Origin of the sequence: Homoserinimonas aerilata, assembly GCF_006716125.1 — a bacterium.
In the GTDB taxonomy this organism is placed as follows: Bacteria; Actinomycetota; Actinomycetes; order Actinomycetales; family Microbacteriaceae; genus Homoserinimonas; species Homoserinimonas aerilata.
On record NZ_VFOM01000001.1, the window covers coordinates 1,916,352 to 1,934,758 of the forward strand.

Consider the following 18,407-nt stretch of genomic DNA (forward strand, 5'->3'; position numbering starts at 1 on the left):
TGTCGCGGATGCTCTGTTCGCCGGTTGCGCCTAGCCGACCTTCGACACGGCGTCGACGATCTGCGGCACGAGCTTGTCAAGCGCCCACGGCACGCTCAGGGGCGTGATGACGGTGGATGCCATGCCGAGCTGGTTGTCGACGCTCGGCACATACGATCCGCGCTTCACGGCGGGGATCTGCGCGAAGAGCGGCTGCGCCTCCATCTCCTTCTGGTTCGCCTCATCGTTGAACCAGGTGAAGACGACGTCGGAGCCGTCGAGCAGGTCGGCCCGCTCGAGGCCCACATCGGTCGTGAAGGTGCCGTCGGTCAGCGGAAGCGCCGCGGTCACCGGGTCTACGACGAGGCCGAGTGCCGTGAGCACATCGACGCGGGGGTCGCCCTTCTGGTAGAACGACAGGGCGCCGGCCTGGGCCGCATAGATGTAGGAGAAGGTGACGCCGTCGAACTCCGGATGCTCGGCCGCCGCGTCGGCGAGCGTGCCCTCCAGATCGGAGATCAGTCCTGCGGCCTGGTCGCTCTTGCCGAGCGCCTCGCCGATGATCTCGATCTGCTGCCTCCAGGGGGTGCCCCACGCCGCGTCGGGGTATCCGACGGTGGGCGCGATCGCCGACAGTGTCGCGTGGTCGTCGGCGGTGAGGCCGGACTGCGGCGCGAGGATAAGGTCGGGCTCGAGCTGCAGGATCGCGTCGACGTCGATCTCGGGGTAGACGTCGAAGGTGGCGGGCAGTTCGTCGCCGCTCTCCTCGATGGCGTCGCGCACCCACGGGTAGTAGCCGTCGTCGTCGCCGCCCCAGGTGACGTTCTCCATGCCGACCGGCGTCACGCCGAGCGCGACGACGGTGTCTCCGGTGCCCCAGCCGAGCGTGACGACGCGCTTCGGCTCGGAGGGGATGACGGCGTCGCCGATGGCGCTCTCGATCGTGACGGGGAAGGTGCCGTCGGATGCGACATCCGGCATCGCGCTGTCATCGCCGGTCGCGCATCCGCTCAGCATCAGGGCGGCCGCGGCCGCTGTGGCGATGAGGGCCGTGACTCGGCTTCGGGTGGTGGTTCGCATGGTTTCCCTTCGGTGGGGGTGCAGGGGGTGGCCGGTCGGCGGGAGCCCGTGCGACGGCCGCAGGGCGTCGTCGTCGAGAAGTCCGGAACAAGTATGGCATGCCTTACCTAAGTCTGAACATGGGGGCGGGAAAGTAGGATCGAGACATGACTTCACGAAATGGTGCGCGCGGCGCAGTCACGTTCTGGATCTGGGCGGTCGTCGTCGTCGCGGTGGTGCTCGCGGTCGGCTTCGCCTACACCGTGTTCTTCAAGTAGCAGCTGGATCTAACCAATCGTCAGGGTGTGCGCCGCCCACGGCGCGAACGTTGCGAGCGGATGCCCTCCACGATGAGCAGCAGCACCGCCAGCCCGATACCCGCATAGGTGAAGTACTCATCCGGTTCGATGGCCTCATGCAACAGCACAAGCGATACGAGCACCAGGATTATCGGCTCCACATAGCTGAGCAGACCGAACAGGCTGAAACTGAGCAACCGGCTGGCCACGATGTATAACGTCAGCGCGAGCGCGCTGATCACACCGAACACGAGCAGCAGCCCCCACGGCGGAGTACCGCCCTCCGCCACAAGCGTGCCCGGGCCGAAAGCGAACCACGCCGCGAACGGCACAAGCACCACCAGCTCCAACCACAGCGCGCCCGGAGTGTCGACACCTGCGGCCCGGCGCAGCGTGAAATAGATCGGGTAGCCCAGCGCCACCGCGAACGTCGCCCACGACAGGCCAGACGCGGCGAAGAACGCGGCCGCGACACCCAGCGCAGCCGCAATCACGGCCGCCGTGCGCACGCGGCCCAAACTCTCCCGGTGCAGCAGCACACCCACCAGCACCAGCACCAGCGGCATCAGCAGATAACCGAGCGCCACATCGAGCCCGTGGCCCGACTTCGGCGCCCAGGCGAACAGCCACAACTGCAGCCAGAGCAGGCCCGAGTTCACCAACAGCAACAGAATGAGAACCGGCCGCCTCCGCAGCCTGCGCAGCGCATCCGCCACCTCACCCCACGAACGGATGGCAAGCAGCAGAACAACCATGAACGGAACCGTCAACAGGATGCGCCACGAAACGACCTCCCACTCGGTGAGCTCCGTCAGCTGGGCGGGAATGAAATAGACGGCACCAAACAGGGCAGACGCCACGACGGATGCGATCACGCCGCGGGCGGTCGTCTGGGAGTCGTGTCGCATCCGACCATTCTCTCAGGGACTCGCGGGTTGAGGAGGCGCCCCGGCGCCTTCTCGAAAGCGCACGTCCGCACAACCCGGTTTCGAGACGGCACTCCGTGCCCCTCAACCGGCGGGACCACCCGCTGGTCGAGGGGTCGCTCATCCGGGGTACGTAGACTACGTCAGTGGTTCGCCCCGTCGACAGAAGGACAGCATGAGCACGAGCACCCCTGCACGCCGCGGAATGTTCGGACGCAAGCCCAGCGAGGGACCGCGCGCGAAGTTCAGCCAGCTGCTGCCGTACCTGCTCGAACACAAGAAGGTGCTCGCGGTCGTCATCGTGCTCAGCGTCATCGGCGCGGCCGCATCCCTCGCCCAGCCGTTGCTCGTCAGCCAGGTCATCACCCGGGTCGAGGCCGGGCAGACGCTCGACACCCTCGTCTGGGTGCTTGTCACGCTCGTCGTCGTCGCGGGGCTCATCAGCGGCTTCCAGCACTACCTGCTGCAGCGCACCGGAACCGGCGTCGTGCTCTCCGCCCGCCGGCGCCTCGTCAGCCGCATGCTGCGCCTGCCCATCAGCGAGTTCGACCAGCGCCGCACCGGCGACCTCGTCTCCCGCGTCGGCAGCGACACAACCCTCCTGTACGCCGTCATCACGCAGGGCCTCGTCGACGCCGTCGGCGGCGCGCTCGTCTTCGTCGGCGCGCTCATCGGCATGCTCGTCATCGACGCCGCGCTCCTCGGCCTCACCCTGCTCGTCGTCGCCGCATCCCTCATCATCGTCGTCGGACTGTCGGGGCGCATCCGCAAGGCAAGCCAGGCGCAACAGGAGAAGGTCGGCGACCTCGCAGCATCCGTCGAACGTGCGCTCAGCGCCATCCGCACCGTGCGCGCCGCCGGCGCCACCGAGCGTGAGAACGACGTCATCGACGGCGAAGCCCGCGGCGCCTACGACAAGGGTCTGCAGGTCGCGCGCGTCTCTGCTCTCGTCGTTCCCATCGCCGGAATCGCCCTGCAGGTGTCGCTTCTGACCGTGCTCGGCGTCGGCGGATACCGCGTCGCCGACGGCAGCATCACCATCGCATCCCTCGTCACCTTCGTCATGTTCCTGTTCATGATGATCAGCCCGCTCGGCCTCGCCTTCGGCGCCATCACGTCGACCAGTCAGGCGCTCGGCGCGCTCGGCCGCATCCAGGAGATCATCGACCTGCCCAGCGAGGACGAAGCGGATGTCGCCACGACGGTCGCCGCGCCCGTCACCTCATCCGGCGCGATCGCCTTCGAGGGCGTCGAGTTCAGCTACCCCGAGGCCGCACACAAGTCGGAGGCCGAGAAGCTGCTCGCCGCCGAGCTCGGCCTGGACGCGCCGCGCGACCGCACCGTGCTTCGTGGGGTGTCGTTCTCGGTGCCGCGCGGGCAGCGCATCGCCCTCGTCGGGCCATCCGGTGCCGGCAAATCCACAATCCTCTCCCTCATCGAACGCTTCTACGACCCCACCGCCGGCGTCGTGCGGCTCGACGGCGTCGACATCCGCTCGCTCGACCGCGCCGCGCTGCGCGCCCAGATCGGCTACGTCGAACAGGACGCCCCCGTGCTCGCCGGCTCGCTTCGCGCCAACCTCACGCTCGGCGCGCCCGACGCATCCGACGACGACTGCGTCGACGTGCTCCGCGCCGTCAACCTGCTCGGCGTGCTCGACCGCGACCCGGCCGGCCTCGACGCGCAGGTCGGCGAAGACGGCGTCATGCTCTCCGGCGGCGAACGCCAGCGGCTCGCCATCGCCCGCACGCTGCTCTCGGCACCGCCCATCCTGCTGCTCGACGAATCGACGTCGTCACTCGACGGGCTCAACGAGCAGCTGCTGCGCGAAGCCATCGACGCCGTCGCCACCGACCGCACACTCATCGTCATCGCGCACCGCCTGTCGACCGTCGTCGACAGCGACCGCATCATCGTGCTCGACAACGGGCAGGTCATCGGCAGCGGAACCCACTCCGAACTCGTCGACTCCACGCCGCTCTACCGCGAACTCGCGAAACACCAGCTGCTGGTGTAGCCCCGGCAGATGCGGGCGGCGCGCGTCCGCACATCCGGGTCTCCGCACCTCCACACCTCCACCCCGCGTCGAGACTGCACGAATCGTACGTTTTCTGGCGAAAAACGTGCGATTCGTGCAGTCTCGGCGAAGGGGAGGCATCCGCGGGCTGCGCTATGATCGCCGACCGTACGGAAAACGCACGGTATCTGGCGAAAAACGTACGATTCGTGCAGTCTCGGCGGCAGGGAACCGCGGGTGGGCGCGTCAGCGGCGACGCATCGTGAAGGCATCCGCGAGTGAACGACGAAACGGGGGCGACGCCAGCACCCGAATCCCGAAGGTGCGCAGCGCGTGCACCCAGCCCGGCAGCGGGCGCCCCACCAGCATGTTGAACGCGGCAAGCCCCGCCGCCCGACGAGCAGAACGGCGGCGGATGCGGTCGAAACGACGCCACGACGCAGACGACGGATGCGCCTCCCGCAGCAACAGAACCGCCAGCGCCCGAGCATCCAGCCACCCCAGGTTCAGCCCCTGCCCGCCGATCGGACTGATCTCGTGGGCCGCGTCACCAATCAACACCACACCGTCGGCCACCATCGACTCGGCCAGACGTTGCCGGGCTGTGAAAGAACTGGAGCCGCCCTCCGTCGGGATCACCGCCCCTGTGCGGTCCTCCACAATGCTGGCGAGAGTCACCCCATCGGCACCAACCGGCGAGGGCGTCAACGCCACCCAGCGGCGCCCGCCCCCCACCAGCGGGAACGACTCCACCACACCGCCGCGCTCGAAGAAGAGCACCGCGCCATCCTCATCGGACCCGCCAGCCGGAAGGTCGGCCATCAGATAGTGGGCGCGACCGAAGCGCGAACGAAAATGCACACCGGCCGCGCGACGCACAACGCTGTCCACCCCGTCCGCCCCCACGACGAGACGGGCGACGATTCCGGTGCCGAGCAGCTCAACCCCGCGCGCGGTGTGCGCAAGACCAGTCACACGTCTCCCCAACCACAGGGAGCCCGGACGGATGCCTTCGAAACGGTCGCGAAGCATCCGCTCCACCTCCTGCTGCGGCAGGGAGAACACGGGGCTGCCGAATTCCATGCGGCCGAGGATGCGGCCATCGGCCCGGGCGACACCGCCCCGGATCTGCGCCGCCTGGAGGGAGACATCGACTCCGGCAGCCGCCAGCGCAGACGCCCCAGAGGGGTGGATGCCGATCGCGCGCGGCCGTGACGAGATCTCGCTGCGGGCATCGACGACGACCACATCGCGGCCGCCCTGAGCGAGGAGAACAGCCAGCAGCATTCCGACGGGGCCGGCCCCCACAATCGCGACATCATGAACGACCGGATGCGCGCCGGGCCCGGCAGTGGCACCAGTCTCAGTGCTGCCCGCGGCCCCTTCAGCCACGGCCGGTCGACACCGCGAGCAGGCGCGTCGGGTTCAGGGCGATGACCCTCCAGTCGGGTCCGGCCAGCTCCCGCAGCTCGGCCGGGGTGAAGCTGCGCCTGATCGACACCAGCCCGTCAGGCCTGATGAACGAACCGCCACACGCCGGGCCCGGAAAGAACGGTGCCGTCGCCGCGCCGAACGCCACAGAGGCGAAACGGCTGCGGGAGATATCGCTGTGCACCGTCATCACCCGCGCCAGACGCGAGGTCTCCACCAGGAAGCCGGGCACATCGCTCAGATGATGCAACACATGATTCGACACAACGAAATCGAAACGTTCATCGAGCTGCGCTGCGGTCGCCCGCACAAATCGCACCCCCGGCGCCGGGTGCGCGCTCGCGTAGGCGTGCGCGCGGGCATCGGGATCAACGCCCGTCACCTCGAGCAGAAGCCCGTCACGCCTGGCCAGCCGCGCCAACCGGCGGGCAAGATCGCCGCCACCCGAACCAACATCGAGCAGGGTACGTGGCACGGATGCGCTGAGCAGCGGCCTCAGAAGGCGGCGGTAGGTCGCACCCCAACCAGACACCACCGGGTTGAGGATTCCGAAACCGGCATATGTACGGCGGAGGGCATCCGGATCGCAATCAGGGCCGTCCATCAGCTCCCGCAGATGCGGCTGCCTGCGCATCGACTCGCCGCCGTCAGTTCGCCGTCATCAGGCCGGACTCAACGGTGAGCCCAGGCCCGAACGCCATCGCACAGATGCGCTCCCCCGGCGTCGCCGTCGCCAGAATGTTCTTCAGCACGAACAGCACCGTCGCGCTGCTCATGTTGCCGAAATCGCGCAGCGTCTCCCGCGACGGCGTGAGCTGCTCGTCACTCAGCTTCAACGTCGACTGCACGCGGTCGAGGATGCTGCGCCCGCCCGGGTGGATCGCCCAACGCTCGACCTCACCCGCGCGCCCCTGCAGAAGCGGCTCCAGCGCCCCCTCGATGTATTCGTCGATGATCTTCGGCACATAACTGCTGAGCACCATCTCGAAGCCCTCATCGCCAATCGTCCACGCCATGTCGGCCTCGCCGACCGGGGTGACGACACTCTCGAAGGCGTCCAGCGAACATCCGAACCCCTCAACCGCATCCGCTGCGACAACAGCCGCGGCAGCACCATCAGCGAAGATCGATGCTGCAATGATCTGGTCAGGGTCACTAGAGGAGCGCACATGCAGCGTGCACAGCTCGACGCTGACAACCAGCACGACCGCGGCAGGGTCAGCCAGAACAAGCTGCCGGGCCAACCGCAGTGCTGGCATCGACGCATAGCAGCCCATGAAGCCGAGATGGAAGCGCTGCACGCCCGGGCGCAGGCCCAGCTCGCGGGCCACCAGGAAGTCCGGGCCGGGCGCGAAGAAACCCGTGCATGAGACCGTGATCACATGGGTGATGCGGTCGGTGTCGAGGCTCGCGCAGGCTTTCTTCGCCGCCTCCACGTAAAGCTGGCCGGCCTGCTCGGTATACAACTCGTTGCGCACGCGCGTCGACGGCGACAGCAGCAGGCCACTCGCAGGCAAGAAGAACAGCGGATGCTCCGCCCCACTCTCCCAGGACAGCTCGGCGATCGCAGAGTGCCGCGTCTCGATCGCCGCCGCATCGAACGTGGCGGGCACCAGCCTCTGCGCGAGCCGACTCAAGCCAGGCTGGGCGGCGAACACATCACGCACATCGTGCTGCAGGAGCACGGTGGGCGGCACAACAGTCTCGAGCGCAATGATCGACGGGGTCACATGCGCCAGTGTAAGCACGGCAGCGCCCGCTCCGACAGGCTTCGCACACGATGCACAGGCGCGGGGCGGGTGGGCGGGGCTCGCTCGAGCCGCGTGCGGGCCGCGTGCGGGCCGCGTGCGGGCCGCGTGCGGGCCGCCGAGAGTACGCAAATCGACCGTTTGAGCGCGAATACCGTGCACTTCGTGCAGTCTCGGCGGAGTGGCCGCGAGACAGCACGGGAACGCGGTGGTGGCGGCCAGCCGTGGACCGCCGCCACCCCACCACTGCCCCGCCGAAAACGAAGGACACCCTCTTCGTTTCTGCCGCATCCGGCACCCCTACGGTCGTTTCTCGATGAATCTCCTTCGTTTTCGGCGGGCGCTCTGCTAGCGTCTGTATATACATGTTGGGTATGCATTAGAGGAGTGCGGATGTCGGTACGAATGAGCATCCTGGCGATGGTGTCGCGCCACCCCGGCTACGGCTACCTGCTGCGCGCCGAATTCGACCGCCGCACGGGCGCGACCTCACCCCTCAACGTCGGCCAGGTCTACAAGACCCTCGACACGCTCGAACGCGACGGCCTCGTCACCAGAAGCGAGCAGACGGATGCCGACGGCCACGTCTTCTACGAGGCCACCGCCGCCGGCCACGCTGCCGTCGCCGAATGGCTCACCACCGCCGAGGAGACGAGCACGCCCAGCCGCAGCGATCTCGCCGTCAAGGTCGCCGTCGCATCCACCCTGCCGGGCGTCGACATCGAAAGGATGCTGCAGGCCCAGAGGCAGGCGGCGCTCGCCCGCCTACACCGGCTCACCCGCGAGACGCCCACAGAGGGGCCCGGGCTCGGACCGCGCCTCGTCGCCGACGCCATCCTGTTCGAGGCCGAGACGGAGCTGCGCTGGCTCGACCACGTCGAGCAGCGCATCCGCACGGCCTGCGCCACCGGCACAGCCCTCGAGGTCGCCTTCGACATCGACCCGCCCCGCCGCGGGCGACCGCGCCGCACCGACAAGCCCGAAGCATCCGAAGCATCCGACTGACGGAGACGTTGTCCGGGGATCACTCCCGCCGCTTCGCCGAGAGTACGCAAAGTGCACGGTATGGGCGCGAAACCGTGCAATACGCGCAGTCTCGGCGAAGAGAAGAGAGTACGGGCAGGGCGGATGCTCGCCGAGAGTACGCAAAGCGCACGGTTCCGACGCGAAAACGTGCAATACGTGCAGTCTCGCGGGACACGCGCAGCCGACGAGCGAGCCCATCAGGCGGCTCGACTGCCGCCATCAACACTTTCACCTTCCGCGATACCCCGGATGCTGGTGGCATACGCAGCAGACGACGACGTTCCGCTGCGGCGGACCACGAAACGAAGGTCGCGGCAATGACACATCTGCTCGCACACGTCGGCCACCTCGAGATCACCACGCCCGACGCGGAGGCCTCGGTGAAGTTCTACGAGGGGCACCTCGGCCTGAATGCGGTCGAACGCCGCGACGGCAAGGCTCACCTGCGCTGCTGGGGCGACCACTACACGTACAGCCTCGTCATCGCGCCCGACATCGGAAACCCGGCTCACGGCTGCGGCGATCTCACTTCCCGGTTCATCCGGTCTATGCAAGCGCGGATGCCCACGGCGTCGAGTTGCCCGCTTTCGCCCCTATTTCACGAGTTTTGGGGGCGAAAGTGGGCAACTCGCGGATGTGCCCCGGCGCGAGAGGAGCGCAGCAGCGGTACCCGAGACGTGAAGCGACAGAAGCGGATGCTTCCAGAGGCGCTCAGCCAGCCGCCCCAGACGAGCGGATGCGCGCCCCCAGCCGGGCGAGCTCGTCAAGCGCGGCAGCGCTCGGCATCGGCGCGACCCCCGCCACCAGGTCGCCCAGCACCGACACCGACAGGCCGGCCGTCAGGGCGTCGCGCGCGGAGGCGAGCACGCAGTGGTCGGTCGCGATGCCGACGACGTCGACCTCGGTCACGCCGCGCTCCGAGAGCAGCTGCGCGAACGGAACCCCGTCGACGTCGCCCTCGAAGATCGAATAGGCGGGCCGGCCCTGGCCCTTGCGCACATGCGCGGTCACGGCCGAGGTGTCGAGGCGCGCGTCGTACTCGGCACCCTCCGTGCCGGCCACGCAGTGAACCGGCCAGGTGTCGACGAAATCGGGGGCGGCATCCCGGGCGAAGTGACCGCCGTTGTCGCCCGTCGCGTCATGCCAGTCGCGCGAGGCGAACACCTCGGCGTAGCGGCCCGGATGCTCCGCCAGGTACTGCGAGACGCCCGTGGCGACCGCATGGCCGCCGTCGACACCGAGCGCGCCGCCCTCGGTGAAGTCATTCTGTACGTCGATGATGAGGAGCGCACGAGTCATGCCGCCATTGTAGGCAGGTCGGATGCCGCCTGCCGCTACTGCAGGATGCCAGCGAGGTTGTCGCCGCAACTCTGGATGTCGGCGAGCAGTGTCTCGAGCGCGAGGCTCGTCTCTGGCTTCACCTCGCCGCTCGCCTGCAATGACACCGCGAGCCGGGTGCCGTCGGATGCTGTGAGCAGCCCGCCGAGTGTGGCGGCCCGGTCGGTGGTCCCTCCGACCCCGGAGAAGGCGGATTTCACCGACGCCAGCTGGCCGCTGAAACGATCGGCGAGTGAGCCGCTCTGCCCCGCAACGGGCAGCGCCGCCGGGATGGTCTGCAGTTCGGCGCCACCGGCGTCGAGCGTGGCGAACATCCGGGCGACGAGTTCGGGGCTCGCAACGGTCGCCGCATTCAGGCCCGAGCCGTCGCGCACGACGAGCCCGTCGATGGGCATCTCGTAGCCGGAGAGCACCGAACGGAACACCTGATCGAGGGACGCGGCCGAGCCGCCCGAGCCGAGCGTCGTCGACACGAGGCGCGCCAGCATGTCTGCCAGGGTGTTGTCGTCGGCCTGCAGCATCTGCTGCACGAGCACGCTCACCGGCTGAGAGAACACCTCGGCGAGGAGGGGGCGGCCGTCGACGACCTCGCCCGAGCCGATCGTCGGCGCCGTCGACTGGCCGAGGGCATCGATGAAGGCTGCGGTGGCGGATGCGATGGGGTCGGTTCCGCGCGGACTGGTCGCCGCCGTCGGGTCGGCCCGGTCGCCGTCCACCATCAGCGGGGTGATGGGTGCCTGCGTGCCCGTCGTGCGTGCCGCATCCGACCATCCGGTGTCCCAGCTGTCGCCGTACGGCCAGAGGGTCGTGTCGACGATGAGCTGGGTCACGGCCGGCGTCACGGACGCTGGCGGCGCCGTGGGCGCGGTGGGCGTCGCGGAGGGGCTCGGCTGCAGCCCTGCCTTGAGCTCGTCGATCTTCTCGGTGAGCGGGTCTTTGTCCTTGTCCGGCTTGTCGTCGGCCTTGCCCTTGTCTTTGGCGGCCTCCTGCGGGTACAGCTTCGCGAGCGAAGCGGTCGTCTGCGCGGCGAGCTCCGACATCCGCGGGGCGCCCGCATACACGCTCTCCGTGCCGGCGGGCAGCGCGCTGAGCGTGGGGTCGCCTCCTCCGACGAGCACGATGCTGCCCGGCATGCTGCCCTCGTAGACGCGGGTGGCGATGCGGGTGTCTGGGCCGAGCACCTTGAGCGCGGTGACGGCGGTGAGCACCTTCTGCAGATTCGTCGTCGGAACGGCGGCACCGCCACCGAGGGCGAGAAGCTGCTCCCCGCTGGCGACATTCACGACGGAGACGCCCAGGGTGGCGTAGGCGGGGTCGCGCACGTCGACGCCGCACGACCTGGCCCGCGTCGGCTGCAGCGAGTCCGTCGGCACAGTGCGCGCCGAGACGGCGCCCATGGCCGCAACCGCCCCGGATGCCTCGGGTCGGGCAGCAGAGGCTGCCCCCACCGCGACGGCCCCGCAACAGAGCGCCGCCACCACAATGCTGGCACCGGATGCGAGCAGCGTGCGGCGGTGAGCGACAGCCCAGCCGCGCAGGCGGTCGCCGAGACCGCGCGAAGTCTGCGCCGGCGCCTGGGCCAGCGGCGCGGCCGGCGGGATGCTCGACGGCGGGAGGAGTTGGGTCGGCGGCTGGGCCGGCGCTGCCAGCGTGGCCAGAAGCTGGGCCTCGGGGGCTGGCGGCTGCTGCAGATACGGCTGCGTGGCATCCGCCGACAGGCCTTCGGGCAGGGGTCGATCGGCACGAGCTGCCGCGGCGTCGCGTGCAGCCCGCCGCGTCAACGGCTGCCCGGGCTCAGTCACCCGCTACATAGTAGTCCTGTCGCCGAAAACGCAAAATGCCCGTCAGAGACGCTCGGAGGGGTAGACAAGCCCGATGGCGCTGCGGATGTCGTCCATCGTGCGCATTATGGCCACGGATTCGCGCGGCGGCAGAATGGTGCCCGCGGTCGCCCCCTCGGCGACGAGACGCTCCAGTTCGAGGGCCTGGAACTGCATTCCGCGGCTCTCGGAGGCGGGGCTCTCGTATCGCTCGACCACCGCATCCGCACTGTCGTACAGGGTGAAGGATGTGGGCGTGTACCAGACCCCGTCGATCGCGATGTAGCCGCCGGTGCCGATGATCGACGCCGTGTTGGGGCCCTGGGTGTCGAGGGCGGTGTGCAGCACGGCGCGCCTGTCGCCGAACTCCAGGATCATGGCCGTCTGCTGGTCGACACCCGTGGCGGTGAACGTCGCGCTCGCCTGCACACCGGTGGGCTCGCCGAACAGGTCGTGCGCGAACGAGACCGGGTAGATGCCGAGATCGAGCAGCGCGCCGCCACCGAGGGCCGGATCCTGCAGCCGGTGCGCAGGGTCGGCGGGCAGCTTCTGCGTGTGGTCGGCGATGAGGGTGTGAACGTCACCGATGGCGCCCGCGGCCACGAGCTCGCGGATGCGCAGCATGTGCGGCAGGAACCGCGTCCACATGGCCTCCAGCACGACGAGCCCGCGCTGCTCGGCCAGCTCGACCACCTGCAGCGCCTCCGCCGCGTTCAGCGTGAACGACTTCTCCACGAGCACATGCTTGCCCGCGTTCAGCGCCAGAATCGCGCCGGCCGCATGGAACGGATGCGGGGTGGCGATGTACACGACGTCGACCTCGTCATCCGCGACCAGGGCCTCGTAGCTGCCGTGCGCACGCGCGATGCCGAACTCAGCGGCGAAGGCGTCAGCCGACTCCTGCCGGCGCGAGCCGACCGCCGTCACCTCGATGCCTGCCGCGATCAGGTCGTGCGTCTGGGCGCGGGCGATGCCGCCCGGGCCGAGGATTCCCCAGCGAAGAGTCATTGCGTGTCCTCCGTGGGCCGCCGTCGGCCCGTCGCCACAACACTAGCGAGTGACGGCGCGGCTCAGCAGCCGCCCCAGCGGGCCGCGGCGCGAACGAAGCTGGCGGGCTCGTTGACGGACGTGCCGACTCCCCCGTGGGTGGCGGCGAAGTAGATGCAGACACCCGCCGTCGCGCCGGCGTAGTCCGGCTTGTAGAGGGAGGCGCGGTGCGCGGCCGAATCCCACCATTTGCCGGCGACGGATGCCCCGGTGTCGCCATTGCCGCCGGCCAGGTTGCCGTCGCATCCGACGCTCGGCGCACCGTCGCTGCGGGCCGAACCGATGTGGCCCCACGCGCTGAGCGGGTCATCGCTGGGGTCCTCCGCCATCCAGATCAGGCGGTCCTCCATGCATCCGTCGTAGCGGATGTTCTCCACAGGCACCGGCTGCAGGCAGTTGGCGACGCGGATGGCGTTGTACTGGGAGGCGAAGGCGGCCAGGTCGCCCGCCGTGGTGCCGGTGATAAGACCACCGCCTGCGCTGCGGGCCGGCGCGCCGCCGGTGACACCACCGATGGATCCGGGGCAGCTCATGCCGACCGCTTCGGCCGCCGCGCGACGATCGGATGCGCCGGATGCGTCCTGCTGCTGGGCCTGCTGCTCCGGCACGACCACAGGTACCGGAACGGGCCGCTGTGCGAGGTGCTCGGTGTCGACGGTGAGCTCGGCCTGGCGCTCGGCACGCAGTTCGGCGTCATCGGCGATCTGGGTGGCGAGACGGTCGGCGGTGGCCACGTCGATGACGGTACGGCCCGCCTCGAGCTCGTCGGCGTCGACGACGTGGGTTGCGAAGATCGGCTGCGCGGCCTCACGGGCGGTGGCGGATGCTGGCGCCGCGAAGAGGGAGGGCCCGCTTCCTCCGACGAACGGAAGAACGAGAGTGAGCACAGCGCTGAAGATGGCCACCACGATTGCTGATCGCTTCATCACCCGCCCCAACCCTTGATCTGTACCCCGAAAGACCACTTGCGGCGAGCTTAGGCAACTTGGGGTACGGGCACAACAAATTTGGGGTACAAAGCGCTGAATTGTGCCACAAACTGGGGTATCTGTACCCCACATTCGGGGGTCTCCGGATGAGGACAGACAACTAGTTTTGTACCCCAATGCGACCTAGCGCTACTGCCGCGGTCAACTTAGCCCTTCGGCTTCATTCTCGCGATCCTGCGCTCTCGGACGGTCACATCCACAAGGAATGCGAAGAGCGGAATTACCGAGACGAACCCGAAGTTCTCAAGCAGACCCGGCTGGGCCAGCCAAGCCACGTTGACGGCGATGCAGAAGACGATTGCGGCGATGATCCAAGCCCCACGCCACCACGGCTCCCAGAGCAGGTATTTCATTCGGCGCGCGACCGTCCAGGTCGAGGCGTCATCCGGAACCCTCATGTCACCCTCAACAAGCGTGAATGTCTATCCATGGGAACGAAGGATTCCTAGGATATGAGTGAACGTTAAAGTACGCAACGGCGAGGATTCGACCTCGTTCCCGTGTCGGCAACTCTTCAGTGACAGAGGCCGAACGCAGGTCTATGATCGAAAACGCCTCGACGACCGGCGACATTGCCGAAGCCACGTCACACACGAGGCGCACGCCGTCGCCACCAATCGCGCGCCTCCCCCATTGAGGAGTGGATTGGCATGAGCAAGATTGTGCGGGGAGCGACACACGAACTGGTTTTCGCGGCGATTGCGGCGGAGAATCCGGATGCGGCAAAACGTGCAGAGTCGGTAATCGATTCGGTGCTCGAAGTGGCGCACCAACAAGCGATCGCTGCAGGGCTGGACGCGCAGCAAGTCGTCACATCCGTCAGCATCACCCACGGCGAGCGCCCCGCGGTCTCCAGCGCACGCACTGCAGGAAAAGGCTGGCCGTTTCCTTTCAGCGGCAAGATCTGCATTTGGTTCTGCCCGGACGGCGGGCCGTACGATGCGGAAACCTGCTACCTGATTTGCATAGAGTGGTGGTTCCCCGTAGCCGCACGCGTCTAGACGTGGGCCCTCGCATGATGGTGCGGGGGTTTTCGTGGAGCCGCCTGTCAGAATCGAACTGACGACCTTCTCATTACGAGTGAGATGCTCTACCGACTGAGCTAAGGCGGCGTGCTGCGGCAGAAGCCACGGGCACAGCAAGAAAGCTTAGCTGATCCGGGGAGAAGTTTTTAACCGAAGAGGCCCTTCGCCTCCGCGAAGGACGCGAGCACGTAGTGCCGCAGCATGCTCGACGTGCTGTGGTCGATCCACTGCTTCCAGGCATGGCGCAGGATGCCGAACGAAACCATGGTGACCAGCCACGCCTTCTCCTCGGTTGCGGCCCGAGCATCCGCCAATGTCGGGTCGTCAGCGAGCATGCGCTCCACCACCAACTCCGCGAGAGCCTGCTCGAACTCGTGGGTGGTCTCCATGCGCCGGGCGGCTAGCCTCGGATGCTCCTTCACGAGCCGGCGACGAAGCTTGAAGACTTCAGGGTCACTGGTGGTGACATCCGCCGTCTCGGCCATCATTCGGCCGATCCCGACGAACAGTGGCTCGTCGGGGCCAGCCTCCACGAAACGTTGGCGCGCCTCACCCGACGGCAATGTCGGCCCGGAGCCGACCAACGCGATCTCCTTTGAGGCGAAATAGTTGAAAAAGGTGCGGGGAGACACGTCCGCCCTGCGGCTGATCTCCTCCACCGTCACGTCGAGGCCGTGCTCGTCGACCAGCTCCAGCGCCGCCAGTTGGATGGCGCGGCGGGTCGCCAGTCGCTTGCGTTCGCGCAGGCCGAGTTCGTCCACATCAACAGACATGCTTCTATTCTTGCACCAACTGCAAATGTGCACAGCATCCGGAACCGTGTGGTATCGCGGATGCCCCGCTCAGCAGCGCGGATCGCTCGCCGGCACCACATCGTCGATGAAGAACCCGTCCACCGCGTCGTTCACGCACGAGTTCGACTTGTTGTAGGCGGTGTGCCCCTCGCCCTCGTAGCTCACCAGGTGACCGTTCTCGAGCTGCTCCGCCAACGACACGGCCCACGAGTAGGGGGTCGCCGGGTCGTTCGTGGTGCCCACCACAAGGATGGGGGCCGACCCGGATGCCGTGATCTGCTCGCGCACGCGGGTCGACTCGAACGGCCACGCCGCACAGGCGGTGCCGCCGTACGACATCATCGGGCCGAAGACTGGTGCCAGCCTCGCCAGCTCCTCCGCCTCCGACTGCAGCGACTCACGCGTGCTCGTCACCGGGTAGTCGAGACAGTTGATGGCGGTGAACGCCTCCGTCGAGTTGTCGAGGTAGCTGCCGTCGGCGTTGCGGCCGTTGTAGCCGTCGGCGAGCTGGAACGCCGTCTCCGCCCGCCCCGAGAGCACCTCATCGAGCAGCTGGGTGAGGTACGGCCACGAGCTCGCACTGTAGAGGGGGTAGATGATCGCCGTGAACATGGTGCTGCTGCCGAGAAGGCGACCATCCGCCGCCCGCAGCGGGCTCGCATCCAGCCTCCCGAACAGCGTCGCGACGGATGCCATCGCCTCGTCGACGGTGCCCCGGAACGGGCAGTCACTGCCGCTGAGACAGTCGGCGAGGTAGGCGCGCATGGCGCTCTCGAAGCCGGCCGCCTGCGTCGCGGTCACCTCGAACTCGCTCGTCGCCGGGTCGATCGCGCCGTCGAGCACCAGATGCCCTGTGCGGCCGGGGAACAGCTCGGCGTAGGTGGCACCCAGGAAGGTGCCGTACGAGTAGCCGAGATAGTTGAGCTTCTCGTCACCGAGGGCGGCCCGCAGCATGTCGAGGTCGCGGGCGGCACTCTCCGTGTCGACGAAGCCGAGCAGCTCGCCCGTGTGCTGCAGACAGGCCTGCCCGAAGTCGGCGGTGCTCTTCGTCATCTCGTCGAGCCAGCCGTCGCTGCCGCGCTTGTTCACGGGCAGTTCGTAGATGTAGTCGCTCAGCTCCTGCGGGTCGTCGTAGCAGTCCACCGCCGACGACTCCCCCACCCCGCGCGGGTCGAAACCGACGATGTCGTACTCGCCACGCAGCCGATCGGAGGTCGCATATTCGAGGCTGCTGCGCACGAAGTCGACGCCCGAACCGCCCGGCCCGCCCGGGTTCACCAGCAGCGAGCCCTTGGCCTCGCCGCCCGCCGTCGAGCGGATCAGCGCCAACTCGATGGTGTCACGGCCGGGATCCGACCAGTCGAGGGGTGCGGATGCGGTGGCGCACTCGAGATCGCCGCACGGCGACCACACCAACACCTGGTGGTAGAACTCTGCGATCTGCTCGGGCACGTCCTCGCCCGTGGGCGTCGAATCGTGGGTGGCCTGCGCGCCGGCAAAGAAGCATCCGGAGAGCAGCAGCACGGCTGCCGCGAGCACGCCGACCGCCGCGACGACACGACGCCTCACAGGGTTCCGCCTCTCGCGGCAGCGCTGCGCGGGGCGCCACTGCGGGCGACCACCACGAGCATCGCCTCCAACGCCAGGGCGGGCGCGACATTGCCCTCGATGCGTCTGCGCGCCGTCGAGATGGCATCCATGACCGCCAGCGTCTGCTCGGGGCGCGAACGCTCGGCCGCCTCCCTCACCCCGTCGATGATGCTCAGATTGACCGGCTCGACGTCGGCGCCGAGCTGCAGCATGAGAACGTCGCGAAACAGCGACAGCAGGTCGACCGCGATACGGTCGATGCCGTCGCGCAGGCTGCGCGTGGCCCGCCGCTTCTGGTCCTCCTCCATCGTGCGCAGCTGGGCTCGCAGCGCCGGCGGGATGGTGCCGCCCGGCTCGATGCCGAGCGATCGCAGCGCGCTCTCGCGCTCCTCCGCATCCCGCTCGGTCGTGATCGCCTTCGCATCCTCGCCCGCCAGCTCCATGAGGGTGGCGGCGGCGAGCACGGCGTCGGAGACGGTGCGGATGCCCAGGGCCGCCCGCAGCGTCTGCTCACGTCGGCGGCGCGCATCGTCGTTGGTGGCGAGCCTGTGCGCCATGCCGATGTGGCTCTGCGCCTCGCGGGCGGCCTGCAGCGCGATATCGGCCGGAACCCCGTCACGGCTCTCCAGCAGGCGCGCGACATCGGCGATCGCGGGGATGCGCAGACGCACCGAGCGCACGCGTGAACGAATCGTGGGGATCAGGTCGGCCTCACTGGGCGCGCACAGGATCCAGACTGTGCGGGGCGGCGGCTCCTCGAGAGCTTTCAGCAGCAGATTCGACGTGCGCTCCGTCATCCGGTCGGCGTCTTCGATCACCATCACGCGGAAGCGCGACACCGAGGGCGAGAACTGCGAGCTGGAGACGAGCGTGCGCACCTCATCGATGGTGATGATGACGCGCTCGGTCGTGAGCACCGCAAGATCCGGATGCGTGCGGGCGGCCACCTGACGCCGCGTCGCCTCATCGCCGTCAGGCGTGCCGGGGCTCAACAGCGCCGTCGCGAAGGCGAACGCGAGATTGGAGCGACCGGAGCCGGGAGGGCCCGTGATGAGCCAGGAATGCGTCATCGAGTTGGCGGCCGGGTCGGCGCCCACCGCCGACGACGCCGCGGCAGCACGGAACACCTCGATCGCCTCATCCTGGCCGGTCAGCTCATCCCATACGGTCACCCGACCAGCCTACGGCGCGCCCACGACGCTGCCCGCCGCCTGTGGACAGGCATCCGGATGTCGCTCACCGCCTGTGGACAGGCATCCGGATGTCGCTCTGCAGGAGTTTCTGACCGGCGCGCCGCGGGGGCAGCCCGCTCGACGGCG

General features: G+C 68.3%; 16 protein-coding genes, 1 tRNA gene and 1 pseudogene. 4 read left to right on the forward strand and 14 right to left on the reverse strand.

The genetic code is table 11. The features are described 5' to 3' along the window. Window positions 1-30: 30 nt before the first annotated feature. On the reverse strand, window positions 31-1,059 hold the full coding sequence (locus FB562_RS08985; RefSeq protein ID WP_141880796.1) for an iron-siderophore ABC transporter substrate-binding protein: 1,029 nt from the start codon (window positions 1,057-1,059) through the stop codon (window positions 31-33). A gap of 277 nt (window positions 1,060-1,336) precedes the next feature. Further along, window positions 1,337-2,245, reverse strand: a complete 909-nt coding sequence (rarD, locus tag FB562_RS08990) for an EamA family transporter RarD (RefSeq protein ID WP_141880797.1) — start codon at window positions 2,243-2,245, stop codon at window positions 1,337-1,339. Between the two features lie 193 nt (window positions 2,246-2,438). On the opposite strand from rarD, the gene FB562_RS08995 reads away from it, so the two are divergent. Further along, window positions 2,439-4,280: an ABC transporter ATP-binding protein gene (locus FB562_RS08995; protein WP_141880798.1), complete on the forward strand. Its 1,842-nt coding sequence runs from the start codon at window positions 2,439-2,441 to the stop codon at window positions 4,278-4,280. A 246-nt stretch (window positions 4,281-4,526) separates the two neighbouring features. Here the strand turns inward: FB562_RS08995 and FB562_RS09000 are convergent, their stop codons facing one another. Genes FB562_RS09000 through FB562_RS09010 form a run of 3 tightly spaced genes read right to left on the reverse strand, consistent with a single transcriptional unit; the run spans window position 4,527 to window position 7,441 of the window. Continuing rightward, complete coding sequence (locus tag FB562_RS09000) at window positions 4,527-5,672, reverse strand: FAD-dependent oxidoreductase (RefSeq protein WP_141880799.1); 1,146 nt, start codon at window positions 5,670-5,672, stop codon at window positions 4,527-4,529. After that, window positions 5,665-6,345 carry a methyltransferase domain-containing protein gene (locus FB562_RS09005; RefSeq protein ID WP_141880800.1) on the reverse strand — a complete coding sequence of 227 codons (681 nt, stop codon included), beginning with the start codon at window positions 6,343-6,345 and terminating at the stop codon, window positions 5,665-5,667. Before FB562_RS09005 ends, FB562_RS09000 begins: the two co-directional genes overlap by 8 nt. Window positions 6,346-6,358: 13 nt before the next feature. Then, window positions 6,359-7,441, reverse strand: coding sequence for a type III polyketide synthase (locus tag FB562_RS09010; RefSeq protein ID WP_141880801.1), 1,083 nt, complete (start codon window positions 7,439-7,441; stop codon window positions 6,359-6,361). Window positions 7,442-7,852: 411 nt separating this feature from the next. On the opposite strand from FB562_RS09010, the gene FB562_RS09015 reads away from it, so the two are divergent. Both FB562_RS09015 and FB562_RS13815 read left to right on the forward strand, forming a co-directional pair. Continuing rightward, a complete protein-coding gene (locus tag FB562_RS09015; RefSeq protein ID WP_141880802.1) occupies window positions 7,853-8,464 on the forward strand; it encodes a PadR family transcriptional regulator in 612 nt (203 codons plus the stop codon). 338 nt (window positions 8,465-8,802) lie between these two features. Continuing rightward, window positions 8,803-8,904, forward strand: a pseudogene (locus tag FB562_RS13815) (VOC family protein); the annotation flags it as partial. 292 nt (window positions 8,905-9,196) lie between these two features. Here the strand turns inward: FB562_RS13815 and FB562_RS09025 are convergent. From FB562_RS09025 to FB562_RS09045, 5 genes are all read right to left on the reverse strand, one after another. After that, complete coding sequence (locus FB562_RS09025; RefSeq protein ID WP_141880803.1) at window positions 9,197-9,784, reverse strand: isochorismatase family protein; 588 nt, start codon at window positions 9,782-9,784, stop codon at window positions 9,197-9,199. A gap of 35 nt (window positions 9,785-9,819) precedes the next feature. Continuing rightward, window positions 9,820-11,625 carry a D-alanyl-D-alanine carboxypeptidase gene (locus tag FB562_RS09030; protein ID WP_141880804.1) on the reverse strand — a complete coding sequence of 602 codons (1,806 nt, stop codon included), beginning with the start codon at window positions 11,623-11,625 and terminating at the stop codon, window positions 9,820-9,822. A gap of 42 nt (window positions 11,626-11,667) precedes the next feature. Next, window positions 11,668-12,651 carry a Gfo/Idh/MocA family protein gene (locus tag FB562_RS09035; protein WP_141880805.1) on the reverse strand — a complete coding sequence of 328 codons (984 nt, stop codon included), beginning with the start codon at window positions 12,649-12,651 and terminating at the stop codon, window positions 11,668-11,670. A gap of 62 nt (window positions 12,652-12,713) precedes the next feature. Beyond that, window positions 12,714-13,616, reverse strand: a complete 903-nt coding sequence (locus FB562_RS09040; protein ID WP_141880806.1) for a hypothetical protein — start codon at window positions 13,614-13,616, stop codon at window positions 12,714-12,716. 209 nt (window positions 13,617-13,825) lie between these two features. Next, a complete protein-coding gene (locus FB562_RS09045; RefSeq protein ID WP_141880807.1) occupies window positions 13,826-14,077 on the reverse strand; it encodes a hypothetical protein in 252 nt (83 codons plus the stop codon). Window positions 14,078-14,329: 252 nt separating this feature from the next. Here FB562_RS09045 and FB562_RS09050 point away from each other — a divergent pair, with 252 nt between their 5' ends. Beyond that, window positions 14,330-14,680: a hypothetical protein gene (locus FB562_RS09050; protein WP_141880808.1), complete on the forward strand. Its 351-nt coding sequence runs from the start codon at window positions 14,330-14,332 to the stop codon at window positions 14,678-14,680. Between the two features lie 35 nt (window positions 14,681-14,715). Here the strand turns inward: FB562_RS09050 and FB562_RS09055 are convergent. From FB562_RS09055 to FB562_RS09070, 4 genes are all read right to left on the reverse strand, one after another. Further along, window positions 14,716-14,791 (reverse strand) — tRNA-Thr (locus tag FB562_RS09055). Window positions 14,792-14,850: 59 nt separating this feature from the next. Then, complete coding sequence (locus FB562_RS09060) at window positions 14,851-15,477, reverse strand: TetR/AcrR family transcriptional regulator (protein ID WP_141880809.1); 627 nt, start codon at window positions 15,475-15,477, stop codon at window positions 14,851-14,853. A 69-nt stretch (window positions 15,478-15,546) separates the two neighbouring features. Then, window positions 15,547-17,067 carry an alpha/beta hydrolase gene (locus tag FB562_RS09065; protein ID WP_141880810.1) on the reverse strand — a complete coding sequence of 507 codons (1,521 nt, stop codon included), beginning with the start codon at window positions 17,065-17,067 and terminating at the stop codon, window positions 15,547-15,549. Further along, window positions 17,064-18,260, reverse strand: a complete 1,197-nt coding sequence (locus FB562_RS09070; protein WP_141880811.1) for a DNA polymerase III subunit delta' — start codon at window positions 18,258-18,260, stop codon at window positions 17,064-17,066. Before FB562_RS09070 ends, FB562_RS09065 begins: the two co-directional genes overlap by 4 nt. Window positions 18,261-18,407 lie beyond the last annotated feature (147 nt).

Bases quoted from the DNA above. Each gene is read 5' to 3' on its own strand.
- FB562_RS09015 (WP_141880802.1), top strand. From the start codon at position 7,853: ATGTCGGTACGAATGAGCATCCTGGCGATGGTGTCGCGCCACCCCGGC.
- rarD (WP_141880797.1), bottom strand. From the start codon at position 2,245: ATGCGACACGACTCCCAGACGACCGCCCGCGGCGTGATCGCATCCGTC.
- FB562_RS09025 (WP_141880803.1), bottom strand. From the start codon at position 9,784: ATGACTCGTGCGCTCCTCATCATCGACGTACAGAATGACTTCACCGAG.
- FB562_RS09035 (WP_141880805.1), bottom strand. From the start codon at position 12,651: ATGACTCTTCGCTGGGGAATCCTCGGCCCGGGCGGCATCGCCCGCGCC.
- FB562_RS09060 (WP_141880809.1), bottom strand. From the start codon at position 15,477: ATGTCTGTTGATGTGGACGAACTCGGCCTGCGCGAACGCAAGCGACTG.
- FB562_RS08995 (WP_141880798.1), top strand. From the start codon at position 2,439: ATGAGCACGAGCACCCCTGCACGCCGCGGAATGTTCGGACGCAAGCCC.
- FB562_RS09045 (WP_141880807.1), bottom strand. From the start codon at position 14,077: ATGAGGGTTCCGGATGACGCCTCGACCTGGACGGTCGCGCGCCGAATG.
- FB562_RS08985 (WP_141880796.1), bottom strand. From the start codon at position 1,059: ATGCGAACCACCACCCGAAGCCGAGTCACGGCCCTCATCGCCACAGCG.
- FB562_RS09040 (WP_141880806.1), bottom strand. From the start codon at position 13,616: ATGAAGCGATCAGCAATCGTGGTGGCCATCTTCAGCGCTGTGCTCACT.
- FB562_RS09005 (WP_141880800.1), bottom strand. From the start codon at position 6,345: ATGCGCAGGCAGCCGCATCTGCGGGAGCTGATGGACGGCCCTGATTGC.
- FB562_RS09050 (WP_141880808.1), top strand. From the start codon at position 14,330: ATGAGCAAGATTGTGCGGGGAGCGACACACGAACTGGTTTTCGCGGCG.